The organism is Prosthecobacter algae (assembly GCF_039542385.1).
GTDB classification, from domain to species: Bacteria; Verrucomicrobiota; Verrucomicrobiia; order Verrucomicrobiales; family Verrucomicrobiaceae; genus Prosthecobacter; species Prosthecobacter algae.
Genome location: NZ_BAABIA010000011.1, coordinates 166568 through 189370, shown reverse-complemented (window position 1 = coordinate 189370; position 22803 = coordinate 166568). Strand labels below are relative to the sequence as shown.

Genomic DNA, 22803 nt, shown 5'->3' with positions numbered 1-22803 from the left:
GCCCGCCTCGTCACGGTTAAATTTCCTCTTTGAGAAACCGCCCCGTGGCGCTGTCGGTGGCCTCGGCCACCTGTTCCGGGGTGCCGACGGCGACAATGCTGCCGCCCTGGTTGCCCCCGCCGGGCCCCAGGTCCACGATCCAGTCCGCACAGCGGATCACATCCAGATGATGCTCGATCACGATGACCGTATTGCCCGCATCCCGCAGGCGGAACAGCACCTGGAGCAGCGTCTGAATATCCGCAAAATGCAGGCCGGTGGTCGGCTCATCCAAGACATAGAGCGTGTTGCCGGTGGCCCGGCGGGCCAGTTCAGCCGAAAGCTTGATGCGCTGCGCCTCCCCTCCCGAAAGGGTATTGCCAGCCTGCCCAAGGCGGACGTAACCGAGGCCGCACTCCTCCAGCGTGCGCAGTTTTTCCGCGATGGCGCTGGCCTTGCCAAAAAAGCGCGAGGCCTCGCTGACGGTCATCTCCAGCACCTCGGCGATGTTGCGCCCCTTAAAGGTGATCTCCAGCGTCTCGGCATTGTAGCGTTTGCCGTGGCAGTGATCGCAGGTCACGTACACATCCGCCAGGAAGTGCATGTCTATTTTGATCTGGCCGTCGCCCTGGCATTTTTCACAGCGGCCCCCGGCCACATTGAAACTGAAACGGCCCGCCTCATAACCGCGCACGCGAGCCAGAGGCAGATTGGAAAACAGCTCACGGATAGGACCAAAGGCCCCCGTGTAGGTGGCCGGGTTGCTGCGCGGGCTGCGTCCAATGGGGGACTGGTCAATGACCACCACCTTGTCAAAAGCCTCGATCCCGGTGATGCCCTCATGCCTGCCGGGCTCATCCTTGGCATGGTAAAAATGCCGCTGCAGGGCGCGCATGAGGATGCGATTGATCAAGGTGGACTTGCCGCTGCCGGAAGGGCCCGTCACCGCCGTCAGGCAACCGACTGGAAAGGAGGCTGTGACATGCTTGAGGTTATGCTCGGTGGCATCATGGATGGTGAGCCAGTCGGCCACCATGGGGCCGGTACTCAGGGCAAAGGCCTCGGCACGCGCCTTCTTTTTGGCCTGGGAACTGAAGATGGATGCCTCCGCCCTGGGCGCTGCCCGGGTGCTGCCCAGCGGACCTTTCGGGGACACTCTGCCGGAGGGCGGGGTGATGCGAAGCTGCTCACTGAGATAGGCCCCGGTGAGGCTGGCCTTGGTGGCCATGACTTCGGCGGGCGTGCCCTGGGCGATGAGCTGCCCCCCGTGAACCCCGGCTGCGGGGCCCATCTCGATGACATGGTCCGCCGCACGCATCATGGCCTCGTCATGCTCCACGACTAGCACGGTATTGCCCAGATCCCGCAGGCGCAGCAGCGTGCGGATGAGGCGCTCCGTATCGGCGGGATGCAGGCCGATGCTGGGCTCATCCAGCACGTAGAGGACTCCTGCTAAACCTGCGCCGATCTGCGTGGCCAGCCGGATTCGCTGCATCTCCCCGCCAGACAGCGTGCCGCTTTCGCGGTTCAGCGCCAGATAGCCCAAACCCACTTGTTCCAGAAAGTCGAGCCGCTTGAGAATCTCCTTCTGCAACTCCTCCACGTAACTGCGCTGGTGCTCGGTCAGCGTCAAGGCCTGGACCCAGCCAAGCGCATCCCGGATGGGGAGCGAGCACAGTTCATGGATGTTGAGCGAACTGCCCTCCGTTTGAGCATCTTTGGTTAGGTCGCTCCCTGCGGCGAACCCGGAACCCAGCACCACGGCCAGGCTTTCCCGCCGCAGCCGTTTGCCCGCACAGGCCGGGCAGGGCAGGGGATTCATGTAGCGGGCGAGCTGGGTGCGCAGCGCGTCGCTCTCAGCATTGGCATGCAGCCGTTCGGCCTCCTTCAGCAGGCCTTCATAGGGTTTGGCCAGGCTGCGTTTGTTGGCCCCGGTTGCCCAGCCCGTGGCAATGGCCTGATCTCCCGTGCCATGAAAAAGAGCCTCTTTGAAGGCCTGTGGCAACCCTTTGAAAGGAGCCTCCACGGAGACGCCCATGTGCTTGGCCAGCGCCTCGACCCCGCGCTGGTGAAGGGCCTTCAGCTTGGGGTTTCGCGACCACCAGGTTTTTACCGCGCCGTCTTTGATGGAAAGCTCCGGCTCTGGTACAATCAGTCCCGGATCAGGGGCCATCAGCGTACCCACTCCCTCGCAGGTCGGGCAGGCCCCGATGTGGGTATTGAAGGAGAAGTGCTGCGGCGTCAGCTTTTCGATGACATAACCCGTGCGCGGATTTGCATAGGCCGTGGTGAAGCTGAGAATTTCTTCGGGAGAAGCACTGGCGCGCTCCCCTCCGCTCACCAGAAACTGCACCTCATTTTCATTCCAGCGCAGGGCGGCCTCGATGCTCTCCATGAGCCGTGCCTTAACACCTTCTCGGATGACCAAGCGGTCCACCACAATTTCGACCCGATGTTCCTCGCGCAGACTCGGTTTCAGCTCTTCCTCCAGCTCCACGATCTCGCCATCCAGGCGCACGCGAACGAACCCCTGACGGCGCAGCTTTTCAAACAAGGCCCGCAGAGTGGCCCCATCCGAAGGAGCCTGCGGCGACAGGACCACCACACGGGTGCCTTCGCCCAATTGCAGCAAGCGCTCGCCAATCTCCGCCGGGGTGTTTTTGATCAACCGTTCCCCGGTTTCCGGATCATGCGGCTGCCCGGTCACGGCATAGAGAACGCGCAGGTAATCGTAGATCTCCGTCACCGTGGCGATAGTGCTGCGCGGATTCGGCGCGCTGTGCACCTGCTCAATGGCCACCGCCGGAGACAGCCCCTCGATGAAATCCACGTCCGGTTTTTCCAGCTGGTCCAAAAACTGCCGGGCATAGGCCGAAAGGCTCTGCACATAGCGCCGCTGGCCCTCGGCATACAGGGTGTCAAAGGCCAGGGACGACTTGCCGCTGCCGCTGACGCCCGTGAGCACGACAAGCTTGTGCCGTGGAATGTCCACATCCACGTTTTTCAGATTGTGCTGCCGGGCACCCCGCACCCGGATAAAGTCCTGCGCCATGCTCTATGATAAACGAGTGGGCCGGGACGTGCGCAAGTGGAGTGTTGATGTGGACGAAGCGATCCCAGCAAGGAATCGGAGCTTTGGCAGATCCGATATTATAGCTTTGATGCGTAATCCGCCGCCGATTCGCTGGCCGACCATAATCCCAGTTCACTGCAAAGGACGGCAAGCTCCTTGAGGTTCGCCCTAGGCTGGTGTCCCCCTGAAGGAACAGGAGCGACCGTAATCATTCGGCATTCAAAACAAATTTCGATTGCCTGGGAAACGGAGCCGTCAGGTGCGTAGAAGACAAAAAGATGGTGGGGCTGATAGCAAGCACCGAATCCCGTATGCCCCTCTGAGTTGAACGTCGCCTTCAGCAGTCGGTTTGTCTGCTGCACTGTGAGGTCCTTCGAAGCACGGGCCAATTCAACCAGCTTTGTGTGATGCAGCCGATATTGATCGCTCCCGGATTTGTGATAGAGCAGGTCTGCGCTGTAGCTTCCGCTTGGTATGTCGTAGCGATAGCCCACAACGCGGGCCCGTCCCTCTGGTGGCCATCCAGCCCTGAGTAAGGGGGTGAATTCCTCCGGATGAGTTGTGGGCGAGCGTTGTTCCTCAATCGCTGGCTTCGAGCAACTGCTGAACAAAGCTACGATAACAATGAGGATGAACTTCATGAGTTAGCTTGATGTCAAACTGTCTTATTCAAGAACACCCTAAAGTGATGTAACCACCTGCATTCTATAAACGGTAGCAGGCAGGAGTGCCCGCATCACTTGTGCCGGCTACGGTGCATCAATATGCCGTGCTAGGTACGCTTGGCAGTTTTCTTCGCCCATGTATTTGGCTAGCAGCTTTGGATCAGTCTCGGTGAGGTCCACGAGGATGAGGCCGTCGATGACGGAGGAGAAATCCTTGTCCACATTGAAGCTGAGGATGGTGCCGCTAAGCCGCAGGTAATGCTTCAGCAGGATGGGGATGCCTTTACCGTCGGTCTCGACGCTGGAGATGAGAGCGGAACAATCGTCCACGTCCTGGAGATTGGCGCTGATGAACTCGCGCATCAGGCGGCGGCTGCGTAGGTAGCGGAAGGGATTGCGCGGTTTGACAAAGCTGGCGAGGTCCTCATGCAGGCAGTTGCCCTGGAGGAATTCGACCATCATTTTTCGGCTGAGGCTGTCGTAGTCCTTGCTGATGCTGACGGGGCCGAAAAGCTTCTTGTAGCCAGGGTTGCGCACCATCCAGTGGGCGATGCCTTTCCAAAGCAGGGGCAGGGAAGAGAGGTTCCGCTGATACTCCTTGGTGATGAAGCTGCGACCCATCTCCACTGCGCTTTCCAGGTGCGCGAGGAACGGTTTTTCAAACTTGAACAGGGTGCTCGTGTAGAGGCCTTTGGGACCGTATTCGCGCAGGATGATGTCCGCACGCCCCAGGCGGTAGGCCCCGGCGATCTGCTGCTTTTCCTCATCCCAGATGAAGAGGTGCTGATAGTAGCGGTCGTAACGGTCCAGGTCGATTTCATTGCCCGTGCCTTCCCCGACGCTGCGGAAGGTGACTTCGCGCAGGCGACCGATCTCCTGGAGCGTGTCCGGAATCTCGTGAGAATGGGCGGCGTAAACGCTCAGGTTGCCCTGTCCGGTCAGCCTGCCACCTCGCTCCGCCAGGGCCTGCACTTCATGAAGGATGCGCATCCGATGTTCGGCGGCCAGTGCGACCTCACGGGAGGGCGGGAGCAGGGGTGAGGTCGGCTCCGTCGGCGGCAGGGCCTTGCGGCGGTTGGCCAGTACAAAGGTGTGGATGCGAAGGTATTTCGTGAGCGCCTCGTCATCTTCAAATTTGCGCAGCTTGGAAAAGGCAATCGGCGTGCCCACCCGCATCTCTACCTCGCTATCGCGTTTGTTGCAAAATTCGCGCAGCAGCAGGCCCGTGCGCAGCCGTGGATGAATGAGCCCGGCGGCATGGAAAAGAGGGCTGTTGCTGCCTGGGAAAAAGACTGGTAGCACCGTAGCCTGGGTGCGACGCACCAGGGAGCCGACATGGGAACTCCAGACAGGTTCCTCAATGCCTGCACCGGGTTTGTAACCGGAAACCTCACCTGCCGGGAAAATGACGAGAGTGCCGCCTGCTTTCAGGTGCTTCAGCGCCTCTTTCATGGCCCCCACATTGCTGCGTGCGGCGGCTTCGCCTCCAAAGGGATTGACGGCGATGATGTGCGGGCGCAGGGCCGGGAAAGCCGCAAGCATGGAGTTCGTCATCACCTTGACATTCTCCCGCTGCCCAGCGGCGTAGTGGGACAGGATCACGGGATCCAGAATACCGTACGGGTGATTGGCGATGATGATGAGCGGGCCGCTTTTGGGAAATTCAAAATCTGCCCCGGCCTCCACCGCATAGGTGGCCTTCATCGTCTTCAGGACGGAGTCGAACCACGTGCGACAGGTCTGCCCGTCCGGGTGATTCTTTTGCAGGTCGCAGGCCCCGTTGTAGATCTCGTCCAGACCTCGCAGCCCCAGGCTCCGGTCGAGCATGGGCCCGAGAATCTGATAAGCACCGCGCTGAAGGGGCGTGCGCAGGTAGTTGCGGAGGTCGAGGATCATGCAGGAGTTTGACAGCAAGCTTGCGGGCTATTTTAAACCCGCAAGCTGACAAAGCGTGCCTTTCTTGTCACGAAAGTCGCTTTAGGCCAGGGCCTCCTGGATCCGCAGTTTCCAGTCTGCCGCCACGGTGGCAAAGCCGCTGCGCTCTTCCTGATGGTACATGATGCCGCGCGACACGTTCACCAGCACAGGGGCCTTGCGGCCGCTGCCTTTGAGCGACGAAAGGTCGCCGCCCTGGGCACCGAGACCAGGAATGAGGAGGGGAACATCCGGCGTACGATGAAGCACATCTTCCGCAGCATTGGTCAGGCCGATCACCAGCCCCACCTGCTTACTGGCCTGGGTCATGTCTGCCACCAGTTCGAAGACCTTGCGGTTTCCGGTGGGCTGCAGTTCCACATCCACTGCCCCTGGGTTGGAGGTCACACCCAAGAGATAGATGCCTTTGTCTGGGTACTTCAGAAAGGGTTCCAGCGTGTCTTTGCCCATGTAGGCATTCAGGGTCACGGCATCCACACCGTAAGAGTCATAGGCTGATTTGGCATAGTAGCCCTGGGTTTCACCAATATCCCCACGCTTCACGTCGAAAATGATGGGGATGTCCTTGGGAATCTCTTTGAGGACCTGCGATAAAATACGCATGCCTTTCCAGCCCATTGCCTCGTAGTAAGCTGAGTTGGGTTTAAAGGCGGCTGCATGGGGGGCGGTTTCCTCAATCACCTTGATAATGAACCGCTTGGTGGTCTCATCGGCCTGATCCATCCGCACGTCCAGCCCTACGCAAAGGTTGGAGCCTGTCGTCGCAATCCGTTTTTCCAGTTTCTCTCTGAAGGTCATGTCACTCTATCATGGAAAGGGTAAGTGATTTTGGCAAATGGTTGCAGCCGTGATTTCTTCGCGCTAGTTGCGTCATGAGTTCACCCCTCGTCGGCATCATCATGGGCTCCAGTTCTGACTGGCCCACCCTGGAAAACGCAGCCCGCGTGCTGCAGGATTTTGGCGTGCCCTTTGAAAAGAAGGTGGTCAGTGCGCACCGCACCCCGCAGCTCCTTTATGATTATGCCACCACGGCCGAGTCTCGCGGGCTCAAATGCATCATCGCAGGTGCAGGCGGGGCCGCCCACCTTCCTGGCATGACTGCCAGCATGACCACAGTGCCAGTGCTCGGCGTGCCGGTGCAGAGCAAAGCCCTCAGCGGCGTGGACAGCCTGTATTCGATTGTGCAGATGCCCGGCGGCATTCCTGTGGCTACCTTTGCTATAGGAAATGCAGGGGCTCTGAATGCTGGACTGTTCGCGGTCTCCATGCTCGCCAATGAGCAGCCGGAGTTGGCCGAAAAGCTGAAGGCCTTTCGCGACAAGCAGACCGCCAAAGTCCTGGAAAGCCAGGCTGAAATCGAAAAGGAATAAGCCCCACACCGCTCGCCCTTCTTGTCTTTGCTGATCCTCCCTCGTTTGTTCCCTGTTTCATTGCCCCCGATGCTCTCCACGCCCCTCCTTCCTCCTTCCACCATCGGCATCCTGGGTGGTGGTCAGCTAGGCCGCATGCTCGCCATGGAGGCGCGCCGCAGTGGCTACCGCGTGGCGATTTTTACCGATGAACCGACCGGCTGCCCGGCGGGGCAGGTGGCCGACCTGGAAATCAATGCGGCGTATGATGACAAGGCCGCGCTGGACCGCTTCCTGGCTGAGGTGGATGTGGTCACGGCTGAGTTTGAAAACATCCCGGATAGCTGCCTCCAGGCCGTTGAGGCCGTGAAACCCCTGCGACCTGGCCGCAAAGCCATCTACACCACGCAGCACAGGGAGCGCGAAAAGCTGTTCCTGCGCGAAAAGGGCATTGCCTGTGCCGAATTCCGGATCGTCGAAAACCTTCCCCAGTTGGAAACAGCCGTGGCCGAATTGGGCTGCCCCTGCGTCATCAAGACGGCTGCTTTTGGCTATGATGGCAAAGGCCAGGCCAAGGTGAATGCGGATACCGATCTCGCCGAGGCCTGGAAGCCTTTTGAAGGACATCATGCCGTGGTGGAACAGTGGGTGCCGTTTGTCTGTGAAGTCTCCGTTGTCGGTGCTCGCAGTGTGGATGGCCGCATGGCGACCCACGGGGTGGTGGAAAACCAGCACGCGCATCACATTTTGGACGTCACCCTGGCCCCGGCACGGGTGGAGCCCGCCATTGTCGAACAAGCCCTGGAACTTTGGGAAGCCGTGGCCGAGGGGCTGTACTACGTGGGCACCATGGCGGTGGAACTTTTTGTGACCGCCGAGGGCCGCGTGATGGTCAATGAAATCGCCCCACGTCCGCACAACAGCGGCCATTATACGATTGATGCTTGTGTGACCAATCAGTTCCAGCAGCAGCTCCGCGCCATCTGCGGCCTTTCATTGGGTGATCCTTCCCAGCATACGCCTGCCGTGATGGTGAATCTTCTCGGTGATGTCTGGCCCTCTGAGCTGGTGCATCCCGACTGGTCTCCGGTGCTGAACCATCCCCGGGCCAAGCTGCATCTGTATGGAAAGGCCAGCGCGCGCGCCAAGCGCAAGATGGGTCACTACACCGTCCTCGGCGAGACGCTGGATGAAGCCCTGGATTCGGTGACGCAGATCCGTTCGGTGTTGTAACCGGACGGTCGCCGGTCACACCAGACGCATGGGCACACCCTGGCTGCTCAGGAACTGCTTCACATCGCCCACGGTGTATTCGCCAAAGTGGAAGATGCTGGCGGCCAGCACGGCATCTGCCTTGCCACCGCTGAGGACATCGGCCATGTGCTGCATGTTGCCCGCACCGCCGCTGGCGATGACTGGAATCGTTACGGCCTCGCTCACTGCGCGAGTCAGGGCGATGTCGTAGCCTGCCTTGGTGCCATCGGAATCCATGCTGGTGAGCAGGATTTCCCCCGCTCCACGGCGGCAGACTTCGGCGGCCCATTCCACTGCATCGAGCTCGGTCGGTGTCCGTCCCCCGTGGGTGTAAACCGTCCATGAGCCGCGCTCGTTTCGTTTGGCATCAATCGCCACCACCAGGCACTGGCAGCCAAAGGCTTCCGCAGCCGCGTCAATGACATCAGGAGTGGTCACGGCGGAGGTGTTGATGCCGACCTTGTCCGCGCCAGCCAGAAGCATTTCGCGCATGTCCCCCACGGTGCGGATGCCGCCACCGACGGTTAGGGGCATGAAGCAGGATTCCGCCGTGCGGGCGACTACATCCACCATCGTCTTTCGTTTTTCATGGCTGGCGGTGATGTCCAAAAACACCAGCTCATCCGCGCCTTGGGCATTGTAGATCTTTGCGCATTCCACCGGATCGCCCGCATCCCGCAGTTGCAGGAACTGCGTGCCTTTAACCACACGGCCTTCTTTGACGTCGAGACAGGGAATGATGCGCTTGGTGAGCATGGGGAAGATGAGATTAAGGGCAGCAGGGGGAGAGTCAAGGGCTGGCAGGCCCGAGGCAGCACCCTACAAATGCGCAAGGGGGCTTTTCAGGAGGACGTTTTGCCATTAGCCTTGGACGCCTTAAAGCCCTCGATCAGATCGCCCAGCAGCCCCATGTCCACCCCGCTCCCGCCCGATGCCCTCAGCGAGGCCTTCTTCCAGTTCATGGAAGTGGAGCGGCGGTCCTCCCCACGCACACTGGAAAACTATGCGCATGCGCTCAAAAGCTTCCGCGAAGGCCAGAAAAACTTCACTTCCTGGGAAGCCCTGACGTCAGATGATTTTCGCCGTTATCTCTTCGACCAAATGAAGCGCGAGATGAGCCGGGCCACCATCCGCCTCCACTTTTCCGCCCTGCGTTCCTTTTTCAAATGGCTGACCCGCCGCCAGGGCTGGAAGACGAATCCGCTGCTGGATATTCAACTGCCCAAACAGGAGAAAAAGCTGCCCGTCGTGCTGACCCTGACGCAGATCACTGACATGCTGGATCTGCCCATGAAGCTGGAAAAGGAGCGTGCCGCCCCGGCCTGGGCGCAGGAGCGTGACGCGGCCATTCTGGAACTCTTTTACAGCACTGGCATGCGCCTGAGCGAGCTCGCCGGACTGAATGTGGAGGATGTGGACTCTTACAGCGATACGGTGCGTGTCTTTGGCAAGGGTAGTAAAGAACGCCTGCTGCCCATCGGTACTCCGGCCATGGAGGCCATCCAGCGTTACCGGCTGAAAGCCGGGGTGCATAGCGGCCCGCTTTTCCTCAGCAAGCTGCGCAAACGCATCACCAACCAAGCCATCGGCGATGTGGTGGAGAAGTATTGGAAAAAATCCGGCCTGCCCGTGCATGTCACACCGCACAAGCTGCGCCACAGCTTTGCCACCCATCTGCTGAACAATGGGGCCGATCTTCGCAGTGTGCAGGAACTGCTGGGCCATGCGAGCCTCAGCACCACCCAGATCTACACCCATGTCTCCACGCAACGGATGAAGGAAGTGTATGATGCTGCGCATCCCCGCGCCTGACTTCGCCGCAGACCGAAAAAGATGCCTTGGCACTTGCTGCGCTCGCGCCACTGGCGTTTGGTTTGTCCAAGCATGGATCTGGCCGTCACCGACCTCCGTTTTCACTATCCCGGCAGCGCCTTTGGCCTGGCGGTGAAAACGCTGACGGTCAGGGCCGGGGAGCCTTTGGCCATCCTGGGCCCCAGCGGTGGGGGCAAAACCACCCTGCTGCGGCTGATGACCGGCCTGCTGGCCCCGGACTCCGGCACGGTGACCTGCGGCAGCACCCGCCTGTCATCCCTTTCAGCCGAGGCCCGCCGCCAGTTCCGCCTGCAAAACATAGGTCTCATTTTTCAGGACTTTGCCCTGCTGGATTACCTGACCGTGGAGGAAAATATCCTGCTGCCGATGCGCTTTCATCCAGGCGCAAATGAAGGAGAAAAAACAGGGGCGCAGGCTGCTCGCGAACTGTCCGAGCGCCTCGAAATCTCCGCGCACTGGCAGCGACGCACGAGCCTTTTATCCCAAGGGGAAAGGCAGCGCGTGGCCATTGCCCGTGCCCTGGCCCATCGGCCCAAGTTTGTCTTTGCCGATGAACCGACTGCCTCCCTGGATGCAGGGCGTCGCGGCCTGGTCATGAATCTCCTGCTGGACTACACCCGCGAGACTCAAGCCTGCCTCGTCATGGTCACCCATGATACGGAACTGATGCCGCTATTCCCCCAGCAACTGCGTGTGGAGGATCTCACGGTATGATTTCGGCCTGCCTCCATCTCGCGTGGCGCTACGTGGCGCGTCATCGGTTGCAGACGTTTCTGCTGGCTGCGGCTTTGGGGCTGGTGCTGGCCTTGCCGCTTTCCATTCGGGTCATTGTCAGTGCTGCCGAGTCTGCCATGCGGGCGCGGGCTGCCTCAACTCCTCAGGTGATTGGGGCCCGTGGCAGTGCGCTGGATCTTTTACTGACGGCGCTTTATTTTAAACGGCAGCCTTTGCCGATGATCTCGGTGAAGGTGCTGGAGGACGTACGCGCGGCGAAACTCGGCACCGCCATCCCTCTCTACACCCGCTTTCATGCGCAAGATGCCCCCATCGTGGGCACCCAACTGGAGTATTTCACTTTCCGGAAACTCACGCTCAGTCAGGGCCGGATGTTTGCCCGTCTGGGCGACTGCATCCTCGGCGCGGGTTTGGCCAAAAAACAGGGGCTAGGGGTGGGCGGCCATGTCTTTTCCTCGCAGGAGCAGGTCTTTGACTTGGCCGGCATTTACCCGCTGAAAATGCGCATCACGGGCATTTTGGCCCCCAACGGCACTTCGGATGATGAGGCCATCTTTGCCGATCTCAAGACCACTTGGCTCATCGAAGGGCTGGCCCACGGCCACGACGACCTCGTCACCGAGGATGCCATTTTGACGAAGGAAGAAGGCAACGTCGTCGGCAATGCGAGCGTGCGCATGTTCAACCAAGTCACGGAAAAAAATCTGAGCAGCTTCCATTTTCATGGGGACCTTGGTGCCTACCCGCTCAGCGCCATCCTCATGAAACCTGCCGATGCGAAAGCCGAGGCCTTGCTGGCGGGGCGCTACCTGAAGAGTGACAACCCAGCCCAGATCATCCGCCCGCTGGACGAATTCGAGGCTCTCATGAGTACCCTCTTTCAGATCGAGACCCTGGCGCTGGTGATCCTGGCGCTGCTGGCGGCGGCGGCGCTCAGTGTCGCGGCCCTGGTCTTTGCCCTGACCTTTCGTCTGCGGAGACGCGAATTTACCACCCTGGATGATTTGGGCATCTCCCGCCGTGCCCTGGTGCTCACCAAACTCATGGAGGTGGCGCTAGTCACAACCCTGGGCCTTGCCGTTGCAGGTGGGATGACGGCCTTGGTATGGCTGAATGCCGATATCGGTGTGGGGCTGCTTTTGAGGCTGTAGCCAAGGACTGCTGTGACAAAGATACGCTCCAGGACGTTTCTATGACTTGCCCCGGCGCGAGTCCCGCGTTGAATGGGCCGATTCTCCGACTCCTTTCCCGACCCGATGCACATCGCCGACATTCTTGCTGCCCAGCGCCCCACGCTTTCCTTTGAGTTTTTCCCTCCCAAGACAGCGGAGGCTTCGGAGGCCCTTTACCAGACCATCGGTGAACTGGAGGCCTACAAGCCCTCCTTTGTCAGCGTGACCTACGGTGCGGGTGGCTCGACCCGGGAACTGACGCATGACCTGGTGGTGCGCATCAAAAAGACCACCACGCTGGATCCCGTGCCACATCTCACCTGCGTCTGCCACAGCGAGGCCGATATCGCCGCCATCCTGGAGCGCTATGCGGAAGCCGGTGTCAGCAACATCCTGGCCCTTGGCGGTGATCCGCCAAAAAATCTGGACGGTTATGACCGCAAGAAGGATGCCTTTCAGCAGGCGGCGGATCTGGTGCGCTTCATCAAAAAATTCAACGACAGCGGGGCACACCCTGACAAGCGCGGTTTTGGTATCGGTGTGGCCGCTTTCCCAGAGGGCCATCCCACCACGCCTAACCGAGTGTTGGAAATGGAACATCTGAAGGCTAAGGTAGATGCCGGGGCGGACTACATCTGCACCCAACTTTTCTTCGACAACCACGACTTCCTCGATTTCCGCGACCGTTGCCGCCTTTCCGGGATCCACATCCCGATCATCGCGGGCATCATGCCCATCACAAGCGCCAGTGGCATGCGCCGGATGGCGGAACTCGCCGCTGGTGCCCGTTACCCGGCTAAGCTTCTGCGCGCAATCCAGCGCTGCGGCGGAGACGAGGAGGCCGTTCAGCGCGTGGGGGTGCACTACGCCACCGAGCAATGTCGTGACCTTCTCGAAAATGGGGTGGATGGCATCCACTTTTACACCCTGAACAAATCCCAGGCCACGCGTGAGATCTACGCCAGCCTGGGCATCCGTGATTCAGCCGCCGTACGCCCCGTATGAGCGAAACCCCACCATTGATCGTCGCCATCGAGGGGGGCGGCACCAAGTTTGTCTGCGGAATAGGCACAGATCCGCACAACATTCTGGACACGGCGCGGATTGACACCACCACGCCCCATGAGACCCTGGAAAACGTCAGCCACTGGATCTCCAAAATGAAGGTGGCCCATGGTCCCATCGCGGCCATCGGCATCGGCACTTTCGGGCCGGTGGATCTGAACCGCGACAGTGAGACCTACGGCTACATCACCACCACGCCCAAACCGCACTGGCAGCAGACGGATGTGGTGAGCTTTTTCAAACACCGCTTCAAGGTGCCCGTCGGTTTTGACACGGATGTGAATGCGGCCGTGCTCGCCGAATACCTCTGGGGTGCAGGGCAGGGGATGGACCCTCTGATCTACATCACCGTCGGCACTGGCGTCGGCGGCGGGGTGCTGGTGAACGGCCAGCTTTTGCATGGCCTGCTACATCCCGAGATCGGTCACCTCATCGTGCCGCCACCGCATAACAGCCAGGCCATCCAAAGGGAGGGGCAGTGCCCTTTCCACCGGAGCTGTGTCGAAGGTTATGTTTGCGGTCCATCCATCGCCAAACGCTGGGGCGTGAAGGCGGATGCGCTGCCGCCGGACCATCCTGCCTGGGAGGAAGTGGCCGACGTCATGGGTTATGCGCTGATGAACCTCACGCTCACCCTGGCGCCGAAGCGCATCATTCTAGGGGGCGGCGTCATGGAGCAGCCTCACCTCATCCCGCTCATTCAGGGCAAGCTGATGCAGCACATGAACGGCTATCTTTCGGTACCGCAACTGAGTCATGACATTGAGCAGTTTTTGGTTAGGCCCGGCCTGGGCGGGCGTTCTGGCCTGCTAGGTTCCATGGCTTTAGGCCGCATGGCCCTGGCCAACAAAGCATCTTGATAGCCTTCAGTTCTGACACAGCCCGCTGCGCCGACGGCGAAGCGCGAGGGCAGCGACGGAAACCAGCAGCAGTAGAGCCCGAGAGGGCTCTGGAACGAGGCTGATGCTGAGGATGCCGGTGGTGAACAAGTCCTCCGTGTTCCACACCAGACCTGAGGGCAAGGTGGGCAGATCGAACTGGGTAACATCCCCCGCAACAGGCTCCGTCAGGCCCGACCAGTCAAACAACCGCCACTGATCATCGGCTGCCCAAGCGGTCATCCCTGTGGGATTGGATACTTTCACGATGGTATCGGAATCCATGCTCAGAATCCCCAGGATCACAGCCAGGTCTGCCGAAGTGGAGAGACTGGTGTTGTCGCCCAGGCCAGCACCGGAAAAGAGATCAAAGGCAAAGGTGGATCCCCCCATCATGACCATGAGACCGTCTCCTGATAGATGAATCGTGAGCTTACCAGCACCCGCAGCGGGCAGGCCTGGAAGTTCCGTGCCGACCTGCAAAGTCCCGCCTGCGAGGGTGATGATCTCGTTCATGGCAGGCGCGATGCGCCCGGTACCTCCTAGCACGGCACCCGCGCTGACATTGACGGGGCCTGTTCCAGTGCCTGAACCTGTGGCATTGGTGACCAAGAGCGTGCCGTTTTCAACCGAGGTTCCCCCACTGTATGTGCTTCCGCCCGTGATGATCCAGGAGCCCGTACCTGTCTTTTCAATCTTGCTGGTGATGCTGCTGCTGACATTGGCGAAACTGACGATCTCATTGGCCCCGGCATTGGTTCCTGAAAGGCGCAGCACACGCTGCACGGTATTGCTGCCCGCAGCGGTGAAGGGGGCGGTGAACTTGACCGTGCCAGTGCCTGTATTTTCCAGGATAGCTACCACGGAAACGACATCCCCTGGAATGTCGGCATTGCTGACATTCAGCGGCCGGTTGGTCACAGAATCAGTGGAACCCGTGTAGCGCAAAGTGGCCACAGCACTGAAGTTTTGCGAATTGGTGGTCGCTGTCGCCATGTCAATGATGTGCGTGGTACTGTTGAAGTCGCCAGTGCCGAGCGAACTGGGGAGCCCACGGTCTGCTAACTTGGTGACCTCGATGGTATTTTGCAGCAGGGTGGTCTTTCCGCGATAAGTGTTCGCGGGTCCCAGTTGCAGTGTGCCTAGGGAAATGGTGAGGTTCAGGTTGTTTTCGTTGGTGCCCGTGCCCCCGATGAAGGCGCTACGGAAATCGAAGGTACCGCTGACATAGTGAAGAAAAGTGGAAAGGTTGGCAGTGCCGCCCACCAGCGCATTGGCCGTTCCGCTGCCCTCCGTTCGCAGGCCGCCATACTGCGTCACGGCATGTCCTGTGGTGGTGCTGCCCAAGATCATTTTGCCGCTGGTGCTGCCGCTGCCGAAAATGAACGGTGTGCTGGCATACAGGTAGTAGCTGATGGCGGTGGCTGTGTTTTTTACAAGCTGAAGCGTACCATTCTGGATTCTGGTAGCTCCAGTGTAATCCCCCGCTGCATACGCGGAGTCGTATTCCAAGATCAGGGTGCCGGGCCCCGCTTTGGTCAGGCCAGCCGCGCTGCCAGTGCCGCTGGCCGCATTGTTCAGGATGCGGCTGCTGATGACGAGTGGTGCAGCAGTGTTGTTTTGGAAAACGACCAAGTCCGCCGATCCCACCGCGCCGCGTAGGCTGGTGGTGCGGATGGCGCTCGTATTTGCACCCACAGCCGGGGTGACCAGAATACCGCCGGTGGTGAGCATGCGCCCGCTGGCATCCTGAGTGATGGTGGAGGCCTGGGCCTGATTGAATCGCAGACTGCTGATGGCGCTGCTGGCAGTCAATGTGGTGGTGCCCACACCAGGGGCAATGTCTGCATTGCCACTGAGGGTCCCTGTGCTGCTGGCCGTATAACCACCGATGCTGGAAAGGCCCACGATGTTTCGCAACGTGGAAACGGCTGCTGTGGTGGCCGCCCAGTCATCCAGGCCTACGGTAGCGTAGGCTCCACCACCGGTGCTTGTCAGCAAGGCATTGTTGGCACCAGCGGTGGTCTTGATTGCCCCAAGTGCTGGCAGGTCAAAGCGGGCTGTTCCCCCGAGAGTACGGGTGATGGCCCCGAAGGTGATGTCCATGCTGCCGGTGCCGGTTGAAGCCGCACCAATGCGTGAGTATCCGCTGTTCAGCGTCAGCGTGCCCAGGGCCTGACTGCTAGCGGAGTCCGTCTTGCCCGTGGTGCGAAAGTAACCTCCGCCCAAGGTCAGCGAGCCGACTGTGCTGCTGAGGGTGGCTCCGCTGTAAAGAATGTTAGTCGCGGGTGCGCCGATGCCGTCAAAGTTGAGGTGCAGGCTGCCGTTGTTGACCGTGGTGATACCCGTCGCATTACTCGCTCCTGTGAGTGTCAGAGTGCCACTGCTTTCCTTGGTTAAAAGGCCGGAGGTGGCTGTAATGGGGCCACGAACTTCGATGTCCCCGTTGCCGGAGAAGGTGTAACCCGTGGCACTACTCTGGGTGGTGAAGCCTCCTGCCAAAATTAGCAGGCCAGCATCGGAAGTGAAACGTGTGGAGGACTGCACGCGTACTGATGGAGTGATGGTGTTTACGCCGCTGAGATTTCTAATGGCCCCGTCCAGCGCGATGCCGTGCCCATTGGCCTGGATGGTTTCTCCGAGGGTGATGTCACCTGAAAGATTCAGCGAGGCTCCAGTCATGATCTTGGTCACCGCGGCAGCTCCCGTACCGCCGAGGGCCTGGCTGCTGCGCACTTCCAAAATACCGCTCTGAATGGCCACGATGCCAGTGAAGGTGTTTGTTCCTGTGAGCACGGTGCGCCCGTTGCCATTTAGATTCAGGCTCACGGCCCCGGTGCCATTGTTAGTGATGGCCGAATGCACCGTCAGTGCCTGGGAGGTGGACATATTGGTCAGCAGGATCTGTCCGGCCACATTGTTCGCGCCTCCGGCTGTCAGCACGCTGCTATCGCCCACCGCGCCCACATTTAGGCCCTGGGCTCCTTGCAGCATTTGCAGGCCGCCCGCCGCACCCAAGCGTAGGGTCTTACTACCGAGATCCAACTGGCGTGCGTTGGTGCTGTCCGTCATGGAAACTGTGGCCAGATCGGTCACACCGCTTTCAAAAGTTACCGCACCTGCGGATCCGGCTGCAACCTGCAAATGAGCCTCGGCAGTATACCCTGGCTGCGTGCTCACGGTGCTGCCTCCGGCATAAGCCAGGTCCCCTTCAAAAATGCCTACCACACCTGCTGTTAGGCCCGCCCAGCCGCCGGTCTTGCCATCAGCCCCAGCATACGTGGCCCAGGTGCCGATTAATCCGTCGGACACACCGCCTACGCTACCGGTGACCTGGCCTGAGAGAGGACCCGTGATGGCCAGGACGCCATTGCCAGTGCGGGTGATGGCGCCCAGGTTCAGTGTCATGCTGCCATTAAAACCAGAAACCGCCTGGATGGCCGTGGCGCTCTGTTGCACACTGGTGCTGGCAAAGCTCTGCGAATTGTCCTTGTTGGCCGCGCCATTCAGCCGCAGCACCGTCGGCACTGTCAGTCCGCCGATCATCTGCAAGGCCCCGGTAGCGGTGCCATTGTAAAGCATGTTGGTGGTGGGTGAATTTAAGGCGGCAAAATCCAGCACATTCACACCGCCCTCCGTGCCGCTGGTTTCCGTGGTGCTGATGATGTTGGTTAGACGCCCGAGAATGGTGGATCCGGTGTAGTTGCTGATGCCGCTGTAAGTGGTCGTAAGAGGAAGGATGGTATTCACCGGAGTGGCTGCCGTGCGGGTGAAGGCCCTGCTGCCGCCTGTCTCACCGATGCCGCCGCTGATGGAGGTATTGACCGTATTGATATGCGTGTGGAAACGGGCGTCGCCGCTCAAGGTCAGCGCACCACTGAAAGTCGAGTTTGAACCGTCCACACGGATGGCACCATAGTTCGAGGCCCCGGCCCCGCTCATGGTCACGGGAACGGCATAGGTGCCAGTGCCCGTTGGGTTGTAAACGGAGCCTGCCTGCACATCAATGCTGCTGAGGCTGCTGATGTAAGTCGGGCTGCCGATGCTAGCATAAATCCCGCTGGTGGCTCCTACGGCACTCTTGAGGGTGAGTGTGCCAGTCAGTTCTGTGTTCGCCGAATTCAGCCGGATGAAGGCAATGGTGGAGCCGCCGGATTTTTGGAAGGTCAAATTGTTGCCCTTCAGCAGGGAAGTGAAGGTGATCCACTGGCCGCCCAGGCTACCGCCGGAGGCCGCATTGGCGATGTTGATGATGCTTCCCGTACCCACATTCAGTGTGCCACCCGTAAAGGCATAAGCGTTGGAACCGATGGGAGCGCCCAGGGCTGTGAAGTTCATGCCCGCCACCTTGATCTCACCATCCAGAGTCAGCGTGCCGCCGGAAGTGCTGCTGGTGCTGCCAAATTCGGCAATGGCCAGACCGCTGTTGTCCCAGGCGCTGTAGGTGTCGTCCTTGAACCAGCGTAGATTGGTCGGCAGAGCGGCATTGGTGCTCCAGGCGGCGCTGCCATTTTGGATGCCAGCCACGCCCAGATCACCATCGAAGAAGTAGGTCTGGGCAACCATGGCGGGTGCGATGGCGAGGAGTCCCAGAAGGATCACGGTTGTTTTCATGTTCAGCAAGGTTTCCCCTCGCGCATCGCGGCCGTGGACTTCCTGAAGCAGCCAGAGGCTGTTCTTTGGCAGTGACGTTCGGGGGGTAACTCCTTTCACTAGCAGCGCCCGTGCCGAATCACGCGAAGTCCGCACATCTCAGCACAACAGTATCAATTGTTGGGCAGGATCAGTTCAGTTGGCGTGACGGCTGCATTTTTGAAATGCCTAACCGCAAAACATCTCCCGGCTTCAGCGTATGTGCAGGGTGACTTTTTCTGCACCTGTGTCCCAAACCAAGAGGCTGATCCTGCTGGCAGGTCTTCTGCCATTCTCGGGGGGCGTGGCCGCTGTGGATTATCTGAAGGACATCAAACCTCTGCTGCAGGAGCGCTGTTATGCCTGTCATGGGGCGCTCAAACAAAAAGCAGGACTGCGGGTGGACACGGTCGCCCTCATGAAATCTGGCGGTGATGAAGGCAATGCCATTGCGCAGGATCATGCACTGCTGCTGGAGCGTGTCACCACCACAGATCTGGATGAACGTATGCCGCCGGAAGGGGAAGGGGCCGCCTTCACCCCGGAACAGGTGGCTTTGCTAAAAACCTGGATCCAGGCCGGTGCACCAGGCCCGGCGGATGAGAAGGCCGAGGCCGACCCCCGGGAGCACTGGGCCTATCATCTTCCCAAATCTACGGGCAGTTCGCTGGATGCGCTGCTCTCCCAGCGGCTCCAGTCACGCCACCTTCAGCCTCGGCCTCCCGCAGCTCCGGAGGTGTGGCTGCGACGTGTGTATCTGGATCTCATCGGTCTTCCGCCCACGCCGGAGCAGGTGCAGTCCTTTCTTCAGGAGAATGCGGATGCAGGCCGCGCTCCGCAGGCTCGTGTCAAGGTGGTGGACAGCCTCCTCACCTCGCCTCAATACGGCGAACGCTGGGGCCGCCACTTCATGGACATCTGGCGTTACAGCGACTGGTATGGCCTGGGGGACCAGCTCCGTCACAGTCAAAAGCACCTCTGGCACTGGCGTGACTGGATCGTCGAATCGCTGAATGCGGACAAGGGCTACGATGAAATGATCGTACAGATGCTGGCGGCTGATGAGCTGGCCCCGGAGGATCGTAGCAACCTGCGCGCCACAGGTTTCCTGGCGCGCAGCTATTATCTCTTCAACCGCACCACCTGGCTGGATGAAACGGTGGAGCATACCTGCCGCTCCTTCCTTGGCCTAACCATGCAGTGTGTCAAATGCCACGACCATAAGTATGATCCCGTGGAGCATGGCGAATACTACCGTATGCGTGCCGTCTTCGAGCCCATGCACGTGCGGTTGGACCCGCTGCCAGGGGAGACGAATCTGGAAAAGAACGGCCTGCCGCGGGTTTACGATCTGCACCTCGACCGCCCTACCTACCGTCATGTGCGGGGAGACGAGAAGAATGAGGACAAATCCAAGGCCCAGCCTGCCGGTGTGCCCAAGATTCTTGGCGGGGATGTTTATCAGCCAGTCTCCCTGAAGCTGCCCGTGGGCAGTGTCCGCCCAGCACTCCTGCCTTTTGTGTTGAAGGATCACCTGGCTGCTGCGGCACTTTCCCTGGCAGCCGCTGAAAAGGAATTGAAGAATGCCAGCCCGGAGGCACGCCCGCTAGCGGAACTTTCTCTGGCCGTCGCACAGGCGCGTCCAGCTATGCTGCGTGCCATTCATGCAGCCGATGCAGCCCCGGCGGACAAAAAGCTCGCCGCCCAGGCCGCTGCGGCAGATGCCGGCTATCGGCTGGCACTCGCCGAAGAAGCCTGTCATCGGGCGGAAAAAGATCCGGCCCTGGCAGGCGCGGATACCAAAAAGAAAACCGCTGCTAACAAAAAGCTTGGGGAAGCAAGGGCTGCGCTCCAGAAAGCCCGGGAGAGGGCTGCCGCCCCCGGCAACGCCTATGCTTCCATTCGCGCCAGTCTCAAAGCCCAGGAAGGCCCGGATGATCCCAACAATGCCGAGGTGCAAAGCTACCCTGAAACCACCAGTGGTCGCCGCCTAGCCCTCGCCCGCTGGATGGCCGCCCGGCAGCACCCGCTCACGGCCCGCGTGCTGGTGAACCATGTCTGGCTGCGTCACTTCGGCACCGCCCTGGTGACCGATGTTAGTGACTTTGGCCGTCGCAGCCCCGCGCCACTTCATCAGGACATTCTCGATACCCTCGCTGTCCGTTTTATGGAGGAAGGTTGGGGCCTCAAGCGGCTGCACCGCGAAATGGTCCTGAGCGAGCTTTATGCCCGCGACTCCTCCAGTGCTGGGGCACATCCAGCCACGCTGGAGGCAGATCCCGACAACACCTGCTACTGGCGCATGAATCCTCGCCGCATGGAGTCCCAGGTCGTGCGCGATAGCCTGCTCTTCATTGCCGGTCGGCTGGATCTGACTCAGGGCGGCCCAACGCTGGACCCCGTGAAGATGGAGACCAGCACACGCCGTTCGCTTTATTTCAATCAGACCGCCGATGAGGAGCACCGCTTCCTCGCCATGTTTGACAATGCCAACGTGCTCGACTGCTATCGCCGTGAGGAAAGCATCGTGCCCCAGCAGGCGCTGGCCCTGGCGAACAGCAAACTTTCCCATGAGTGCGCCCTGGCCCTGAACCGGAAGCTGGAAAAGCTCGGTAACGCATCGTTTGTTAGCCAGTCCTTCTCGGCCGTTCTTGGCCGTGCTCCGCATGCGGTAGAGATGAACACCTGCCTCGAAAGCCTTTCCGTTCTGCGGCGGGAGCTTTTCCTCCAGGCCCTTTTCAACCATAACGACTTTGTCACCCTGCGATGAACATGGACCTTTCCTCCGGCCTTAGCCAGGCACAGTCCCGGCGTCATTTCCTTGGCAGTCTCGGCTCCGGGCTTACAGGCGTCGCCTTGCAGGCCATGCTAGCGCGTGAGGCTGTGGGCGCTGGCACCTGGGCCCCGCCGGATGGCCTGCCCATGCATGCCCCGAAGGCGAAGCGTGTCATCTGGCTGTTCATGCGCGGCGGGGTCAGCCACATGGAGAGCTTTGACCCTAAGCCCATGCTCAATCGTTATGCTGGCAAAAGCATTGAGGAGACTCCCTTTAAGGAAGTGCTCAGTCCCGAGAAGCTGAAAAACGTGCGCGTGGTGGTGGTCAATGACGCCAATGGCCAGCAGCGCAATGTCATCTATCCGATGCAGACTGGCTATAAGCGCTATGGCCAATGCGGGGTGGAGATCAGCGACTGGTTTCCCCACATCGGTTCCTGTGCCGATGAGATCGCCTTTGTCCGCAGCATGTGGACCACCGACAACAATCATGGCGCGCAGGTGCAGTTTGCCAGCGGTCGCCACATGCTGGAGCCGCGCGTGCCCACCCTCGGGGCCTGGGTCAACTATGGCCTCGGCACCATGACCGATGACCTGCCCTCCTTTATCAACATGGGGCCGCGTTACTTTGACACGCGCGACGGTCACTACCTGGGGCCAGCCTATGACGCCGTGAACCTGAAGGTGGACCCCAAGAATCCGCTCTCCTTTGCCAAACCGGAGGCCGAGATGACCGGGCCCGAGCAGGCCGCCCAATTCGGCATGATCCATCGGCTGAATCAGCTGACGGCGCAGCAATATCCGGGGGACCGCGCGCTGCTGGCTCGCATGAAAAGCTACGATCTCGCCTACCGGATGCAGACCGCTGTACCGGAAACATTGAATCTGGAGGATGAAAGCGCCGAGACACAGCGCTTGTACGGCTTGGATCAAAAAGCGACAGAGCCCTTCGCCCGCCAGCTCCTCGTCGCCCGCCGTCTGGTGGAGCGCGGCGTCCGTTTCATCCAGATCCAGCATGGTGATGGGGCCGCAGGAGCCTGGGATTCCCATTCAGGGCTTAGAAGCAGTCACTCGAAGTTGGCTGAGCAGGTGGACAAACCCATCTCCGGCCTGCTCAAAGACTTGAAGCAGCGTGGCTTGCTGGAAGATACCCTGGTGGTTTTTGCCACAGAGTTTGGGCGCACCCCCGGCACACAGGGCAGCGATGGCCGCGATCACCACCCGTTTGCCTTCAGTGTCTGGATGGCCGGAGGTGGCATCAAAGGCGGCACCATTCACGGGGCCTCGGACGAGCTGGGCTTCCACGCTGTCGAGCATCCGCATTACGTTACCGATATCCACGCGACCATCCTTCATTTGTTAGGTCTCAATCCTCACCGGCTGGAAATCCCCGGTCGCAAACGCCTGGAGCGCGACTTTGGCAAGGTGATCCGCGAGATCGTCGCCTGAGTCATTTCT

The 22803-nt window shown here is 60.2% G+C and carries 15 protein-coding genes; 9 read left to right on the top strand and 6 right to left on the bottom strand.

Going from position 1 to position 22803, the window contains the following annotated elements; genetic code table 11:
* Positions 1-16: 16 nt before the first annotated feature.
* The 4 genes from ABEB25_RS22405 to pyrF form a co-directional block, all read right to left on the bottom strand.
* Complete coding sequence (locus tag ABEB25_RS22405; protein ID WP_345738681.1) at positions 17-3031, bottom strand: excinuclease ABC subunit UvrA; 3015 nt, start codon at positions 3029-3031, stop codon at positions 17-19.
* Positions 3032-3129: 98 nt separating this feature from the next.
* Entirely contained in the window at positions 3130-3693 is a 564-nt protein-coding gene (locus ABEB25_RS22400; protein ID WP_345738679.1) for a hypothetical protein, read from the bottom strand.
* Positions 3694-3801: 108 nt separating this feature from the next.
* Positions 3802-5613, bottom strand: coding sequence for a bifunctional lysophospholipid acyltransferase family protein/GNAT family N-acetyltransferase (locus ABEB25_RS22395; protein ID WP_345738678.1), 1812 nt, complete (start codon positions 5611-5613; stop codon positions 3802-3804).
* Between the two features lie 81 nt (positions 5614-5694).
* Positions 5695-6450 carry an orotidine-5'-phosphate decarboxylase gene (pyrF, locus tag ABEB25_RS22390; RefSeq protein ID WP_345738677.1) on the bottom strand — a complete coding sequence of 252 codons (756 nt, stop codon included), beginning with the start codon at positions 6448-6450 and terminating at the stop codon, positions 5695-5697.
* 74 nt (positions 6451-6524) lie between these two features.
* On the opposite strand from pyrF, the gene purE reads away from it, so the two are divergent.
* Both purE and ABEB25_RS22380 read left to right on the top strand, forming a co-directional pair.
* Entirely contained in the window at positions 6525-7022 is a 498-nt protein-coding gene (purE, locus tag ABEB25_RS22385) for a 5-(carboxyamino)imidazole ribonucleotide mutase (protein ID WP_345738676.1), read from the top strand.
* A 69-nt stretch (positions 7023-7091) separates the two neighbouring features.
* On the top strand, positions 7092-8234 hold the full coding sequence (locus tag ABEB25_RS22380; protein WP_345738675.1) for a 5-(carboxyamino)imidazole ribonucleotide synthase: 1143 nt from the start codon (positions 7092-7094) through the stop codon (positions 8232-8234).
* A 15-nt stretch (positions 8235-8249) separates the two neighbouring features.
* On the opposite strand, the gene hisF is transcribed toward ABEB25_RS22380, so the two are convergent.
* Entirely contained in the window at positions 8250-9011 is a 762-nt protein-coding gene (gene hisF / locus ABEB25_RS22375; protein ID WP_345738674.1) for an imidazole glycerol phosphate synthase subunit HisF, read from the bottom strand.
* 153 nt (positions 9012-9164) lie between these two features.
* Here hisF and xerA point away from each other — a divergent pair, with 153 nt between their 5' ends.
* The 5 genes from xerA (at position 9165) to ABEB25_RS22350 (ending at position 13920) form a co-directional block, all read left to right on the top strand.
* A complete protein-coding gene (xerA, locus tag ABEB25_RS22370) occupies positions 9165-10067 on the top strand; it encodes a site-specific tyrosine recombinase/integron integrase (protein ID WP_345738673.1) in 903 nt (300 codons plus the stop codon).
* 72 nt (positions 10068-10139) lie between these two features.
* Entirely contained in the window at positions 10140-10802 is a 663-nt protein-coding gene (locus tag ABEB25_RS22365) for an ABC transporter ATP-binding protein (protein WP_345738672.1), read from the top strand.
* The gene (locus ABEB25_RS22360; RefSeq protein ID WP_345738671.1) at positions 10799-11974 is read left to right on the top strand and encodes an ABC transporter permease; all 1176 of its coding nucleotides are present in this window, start codon (positions 10799-10801) and stop codon (positions 11972-11974) included. The genes ABEB25_RS22365 and ABEB25_RS22360 overlap by 4 nt, the downstream gene beginning before the upstream one ends.
* 105 nt (positions 11975-12079) lie before the next feature.
* Positions 12080-13000 carry a methylenetetrahydrofolate reductase [NAD(P)H] gene (gene metF, locus ABEB25_RS22355; protein WP_345738691.1) on the top strand — a complete coding sequence of 307 codons (921 nt, stop codon included), beginning with the start codon at positions 12080-12082 and terminating at the stop codon, positions 12998-13000.
* Positions 12997-13920, top strand: a complete 924-nt coding sequence (locus ABEB25_RS22350; RefSeq protein ID WP_345738670.1) for an ROK family protein — start codon at positions 12997-12999, stop codon at positions 13918-13920. The genes metF and ABEB25_RS22350 overlap by 4 nt, the downstream gene beginning before the upstream one ends.
* Before the next feature lie 6 nt (positions 13921-13926).
* Here the strand turns inward: ABEB25_RS22350 and ABEB25_RS22345 are convergent, their stop codons facing one another.
* Positions 13927-18552 carry a beta strand repeat-containing protein gene (locus ABEB25_RS22345; protein ID WP_345738669.1) on the bottom strand — a complete coding sequence of 1542 codons (4626 nt, stop codon included), beginning with the start codon at positions 18550-18552 and terminating at the stop codon, positions 13927-13929.
* A 265-nt stretch (positions 18553-18817) separates the two neighbouring features.
* Between ABEB25_RS22345 and ABEB25_RS22340 the strand changes: the two genes are divergently transcribed.
* Positions 18818-21340 (top strand): PSD1 and planctomycete cytochrome C domain-containing protein, encoded by a 2523-nt coding sequence (locus tag ABEB25_RS22340; protein ID WP_345738668.1) that lies wholly within the window; start codon positions 18818-18820, stop codon positions 21338-21340.
* Complete coding sequence (locus tag ABEB25_RS22335; RefSeq protein ID WP_345738667.1) at positions 21337-22794, top strand: DUF1501 domain-containing protein; 1458 nt, start codon at positions 21337-21339, stop codon at positions 22792-22794. The genes ABEB25_RS22340 and ABEB25_RS22335 overlap by 4 nt, the downstream gene beginning before the upstream one ends.
* Positions 22795-22803: the final 9 nt, after the last annotated feature.

Excerpts from the sequence above, each read along its gene's own strand:
- ABEB25_RS22405 (WP_345738681.1), bottom strand. The coding sequence starts at position 3,031 with ATGGCGCAGGACTTTATCCGGGTGCGGGGTGCCCGGCAGCACAATCTG.
- ABEB25_RS22400 (WP_345738679.1), bottom strand. The coding sequence starts at position 3,693 with ATGAAGTTCATCCTCATTGTTATCGTAGCTTTGTTCAGCAGTTGCTCG.
- ABEB25_RS22395 (WP_345738678.1), bottom strand. The coding sequence starts at position 5,613 with ATGATCCTCGACCTCCGCAACTACCTGCGCACGCCCCTTCAGCGCGGT.
- pyrF (WP_345738677.1), bottom strand. The coding sequence starts at position 6,450 with ATGACCTTCAGAGAGAAACTGGAAAAACGGATTGCGACGACAGGCTCC.
- purE (WP_345738676.1), top strand. The coding sequence starts at position 6,525 with ATGAGTTCACCCCTCGTCGGCATCATCATGGGCTCCAGTTCTGACTGG.
- ABEB25_RS22380 (WP_345738675.1), top strand. The coding sequence starts at position 7,092 with ATGCTCTCCACGCCCCTCCTTCCTCCTTCCACCATCGGCATCCTGGGT.
- hisF (WP_345738674.1), bottom strand. The coding sequence starts at position 9,011 with ATGCTCACCAAGCGCATCATTCCCTGTCTCGACGTCAAAGAAGGCCGT.
- xerA (WP_345738673.1), top strand. The coding sequence starts at position 9,165 with ATGTCCACCCCGCTCCCGCCCGATGCCCTCAGCGAGGCCTTCTTCCAG.
- ABEB25_RS22365 (WP_345738672.1), top strand. The coding sequence starts at position 10,140 with ATGGATCTGGCCGTCACCGACCTCCGTTTTCACTATCCCGGCAGCGCC.
- ABEB25_RS22360 (WP_345738671.1), top strand. The coding sequence starts at position 10,799 with ATGATTTCGGCCTGCCTCCATCTCGCGTGGCGCTACGTGGCGCGTCAT.
- metF (WP_345738691.1), top strand. The coding sequence starts at position 12,080 with ATGCACATCGCCGACATTCTTGCTGCCCAGCGCCCCACGCTTTCCTTT.
- ABEB25_RS22350 (WP_345738670.1), top strand. The coding sequence starts at position 12,997 with ATGAGCGAAACCCCACCATTGATCGTCGCCATCGAGGGGGGCGGCACC.
- ABEB25_RS22345 (WP_345738669.1), bottom strand. The coding sequence starts at position 18,552 with ATGAAAACAACCGTGATCCTTCTGGGACTCCTCGCCATCGCACCCGCC.
- ABEB25_RS22335 (WP_345738667.1), top strand. The coding sequence starts at position 21,337 with ATGAACATGGACCTTTCCTCCGGCCTTAGCCAGGCACAGTCCCGGCGT.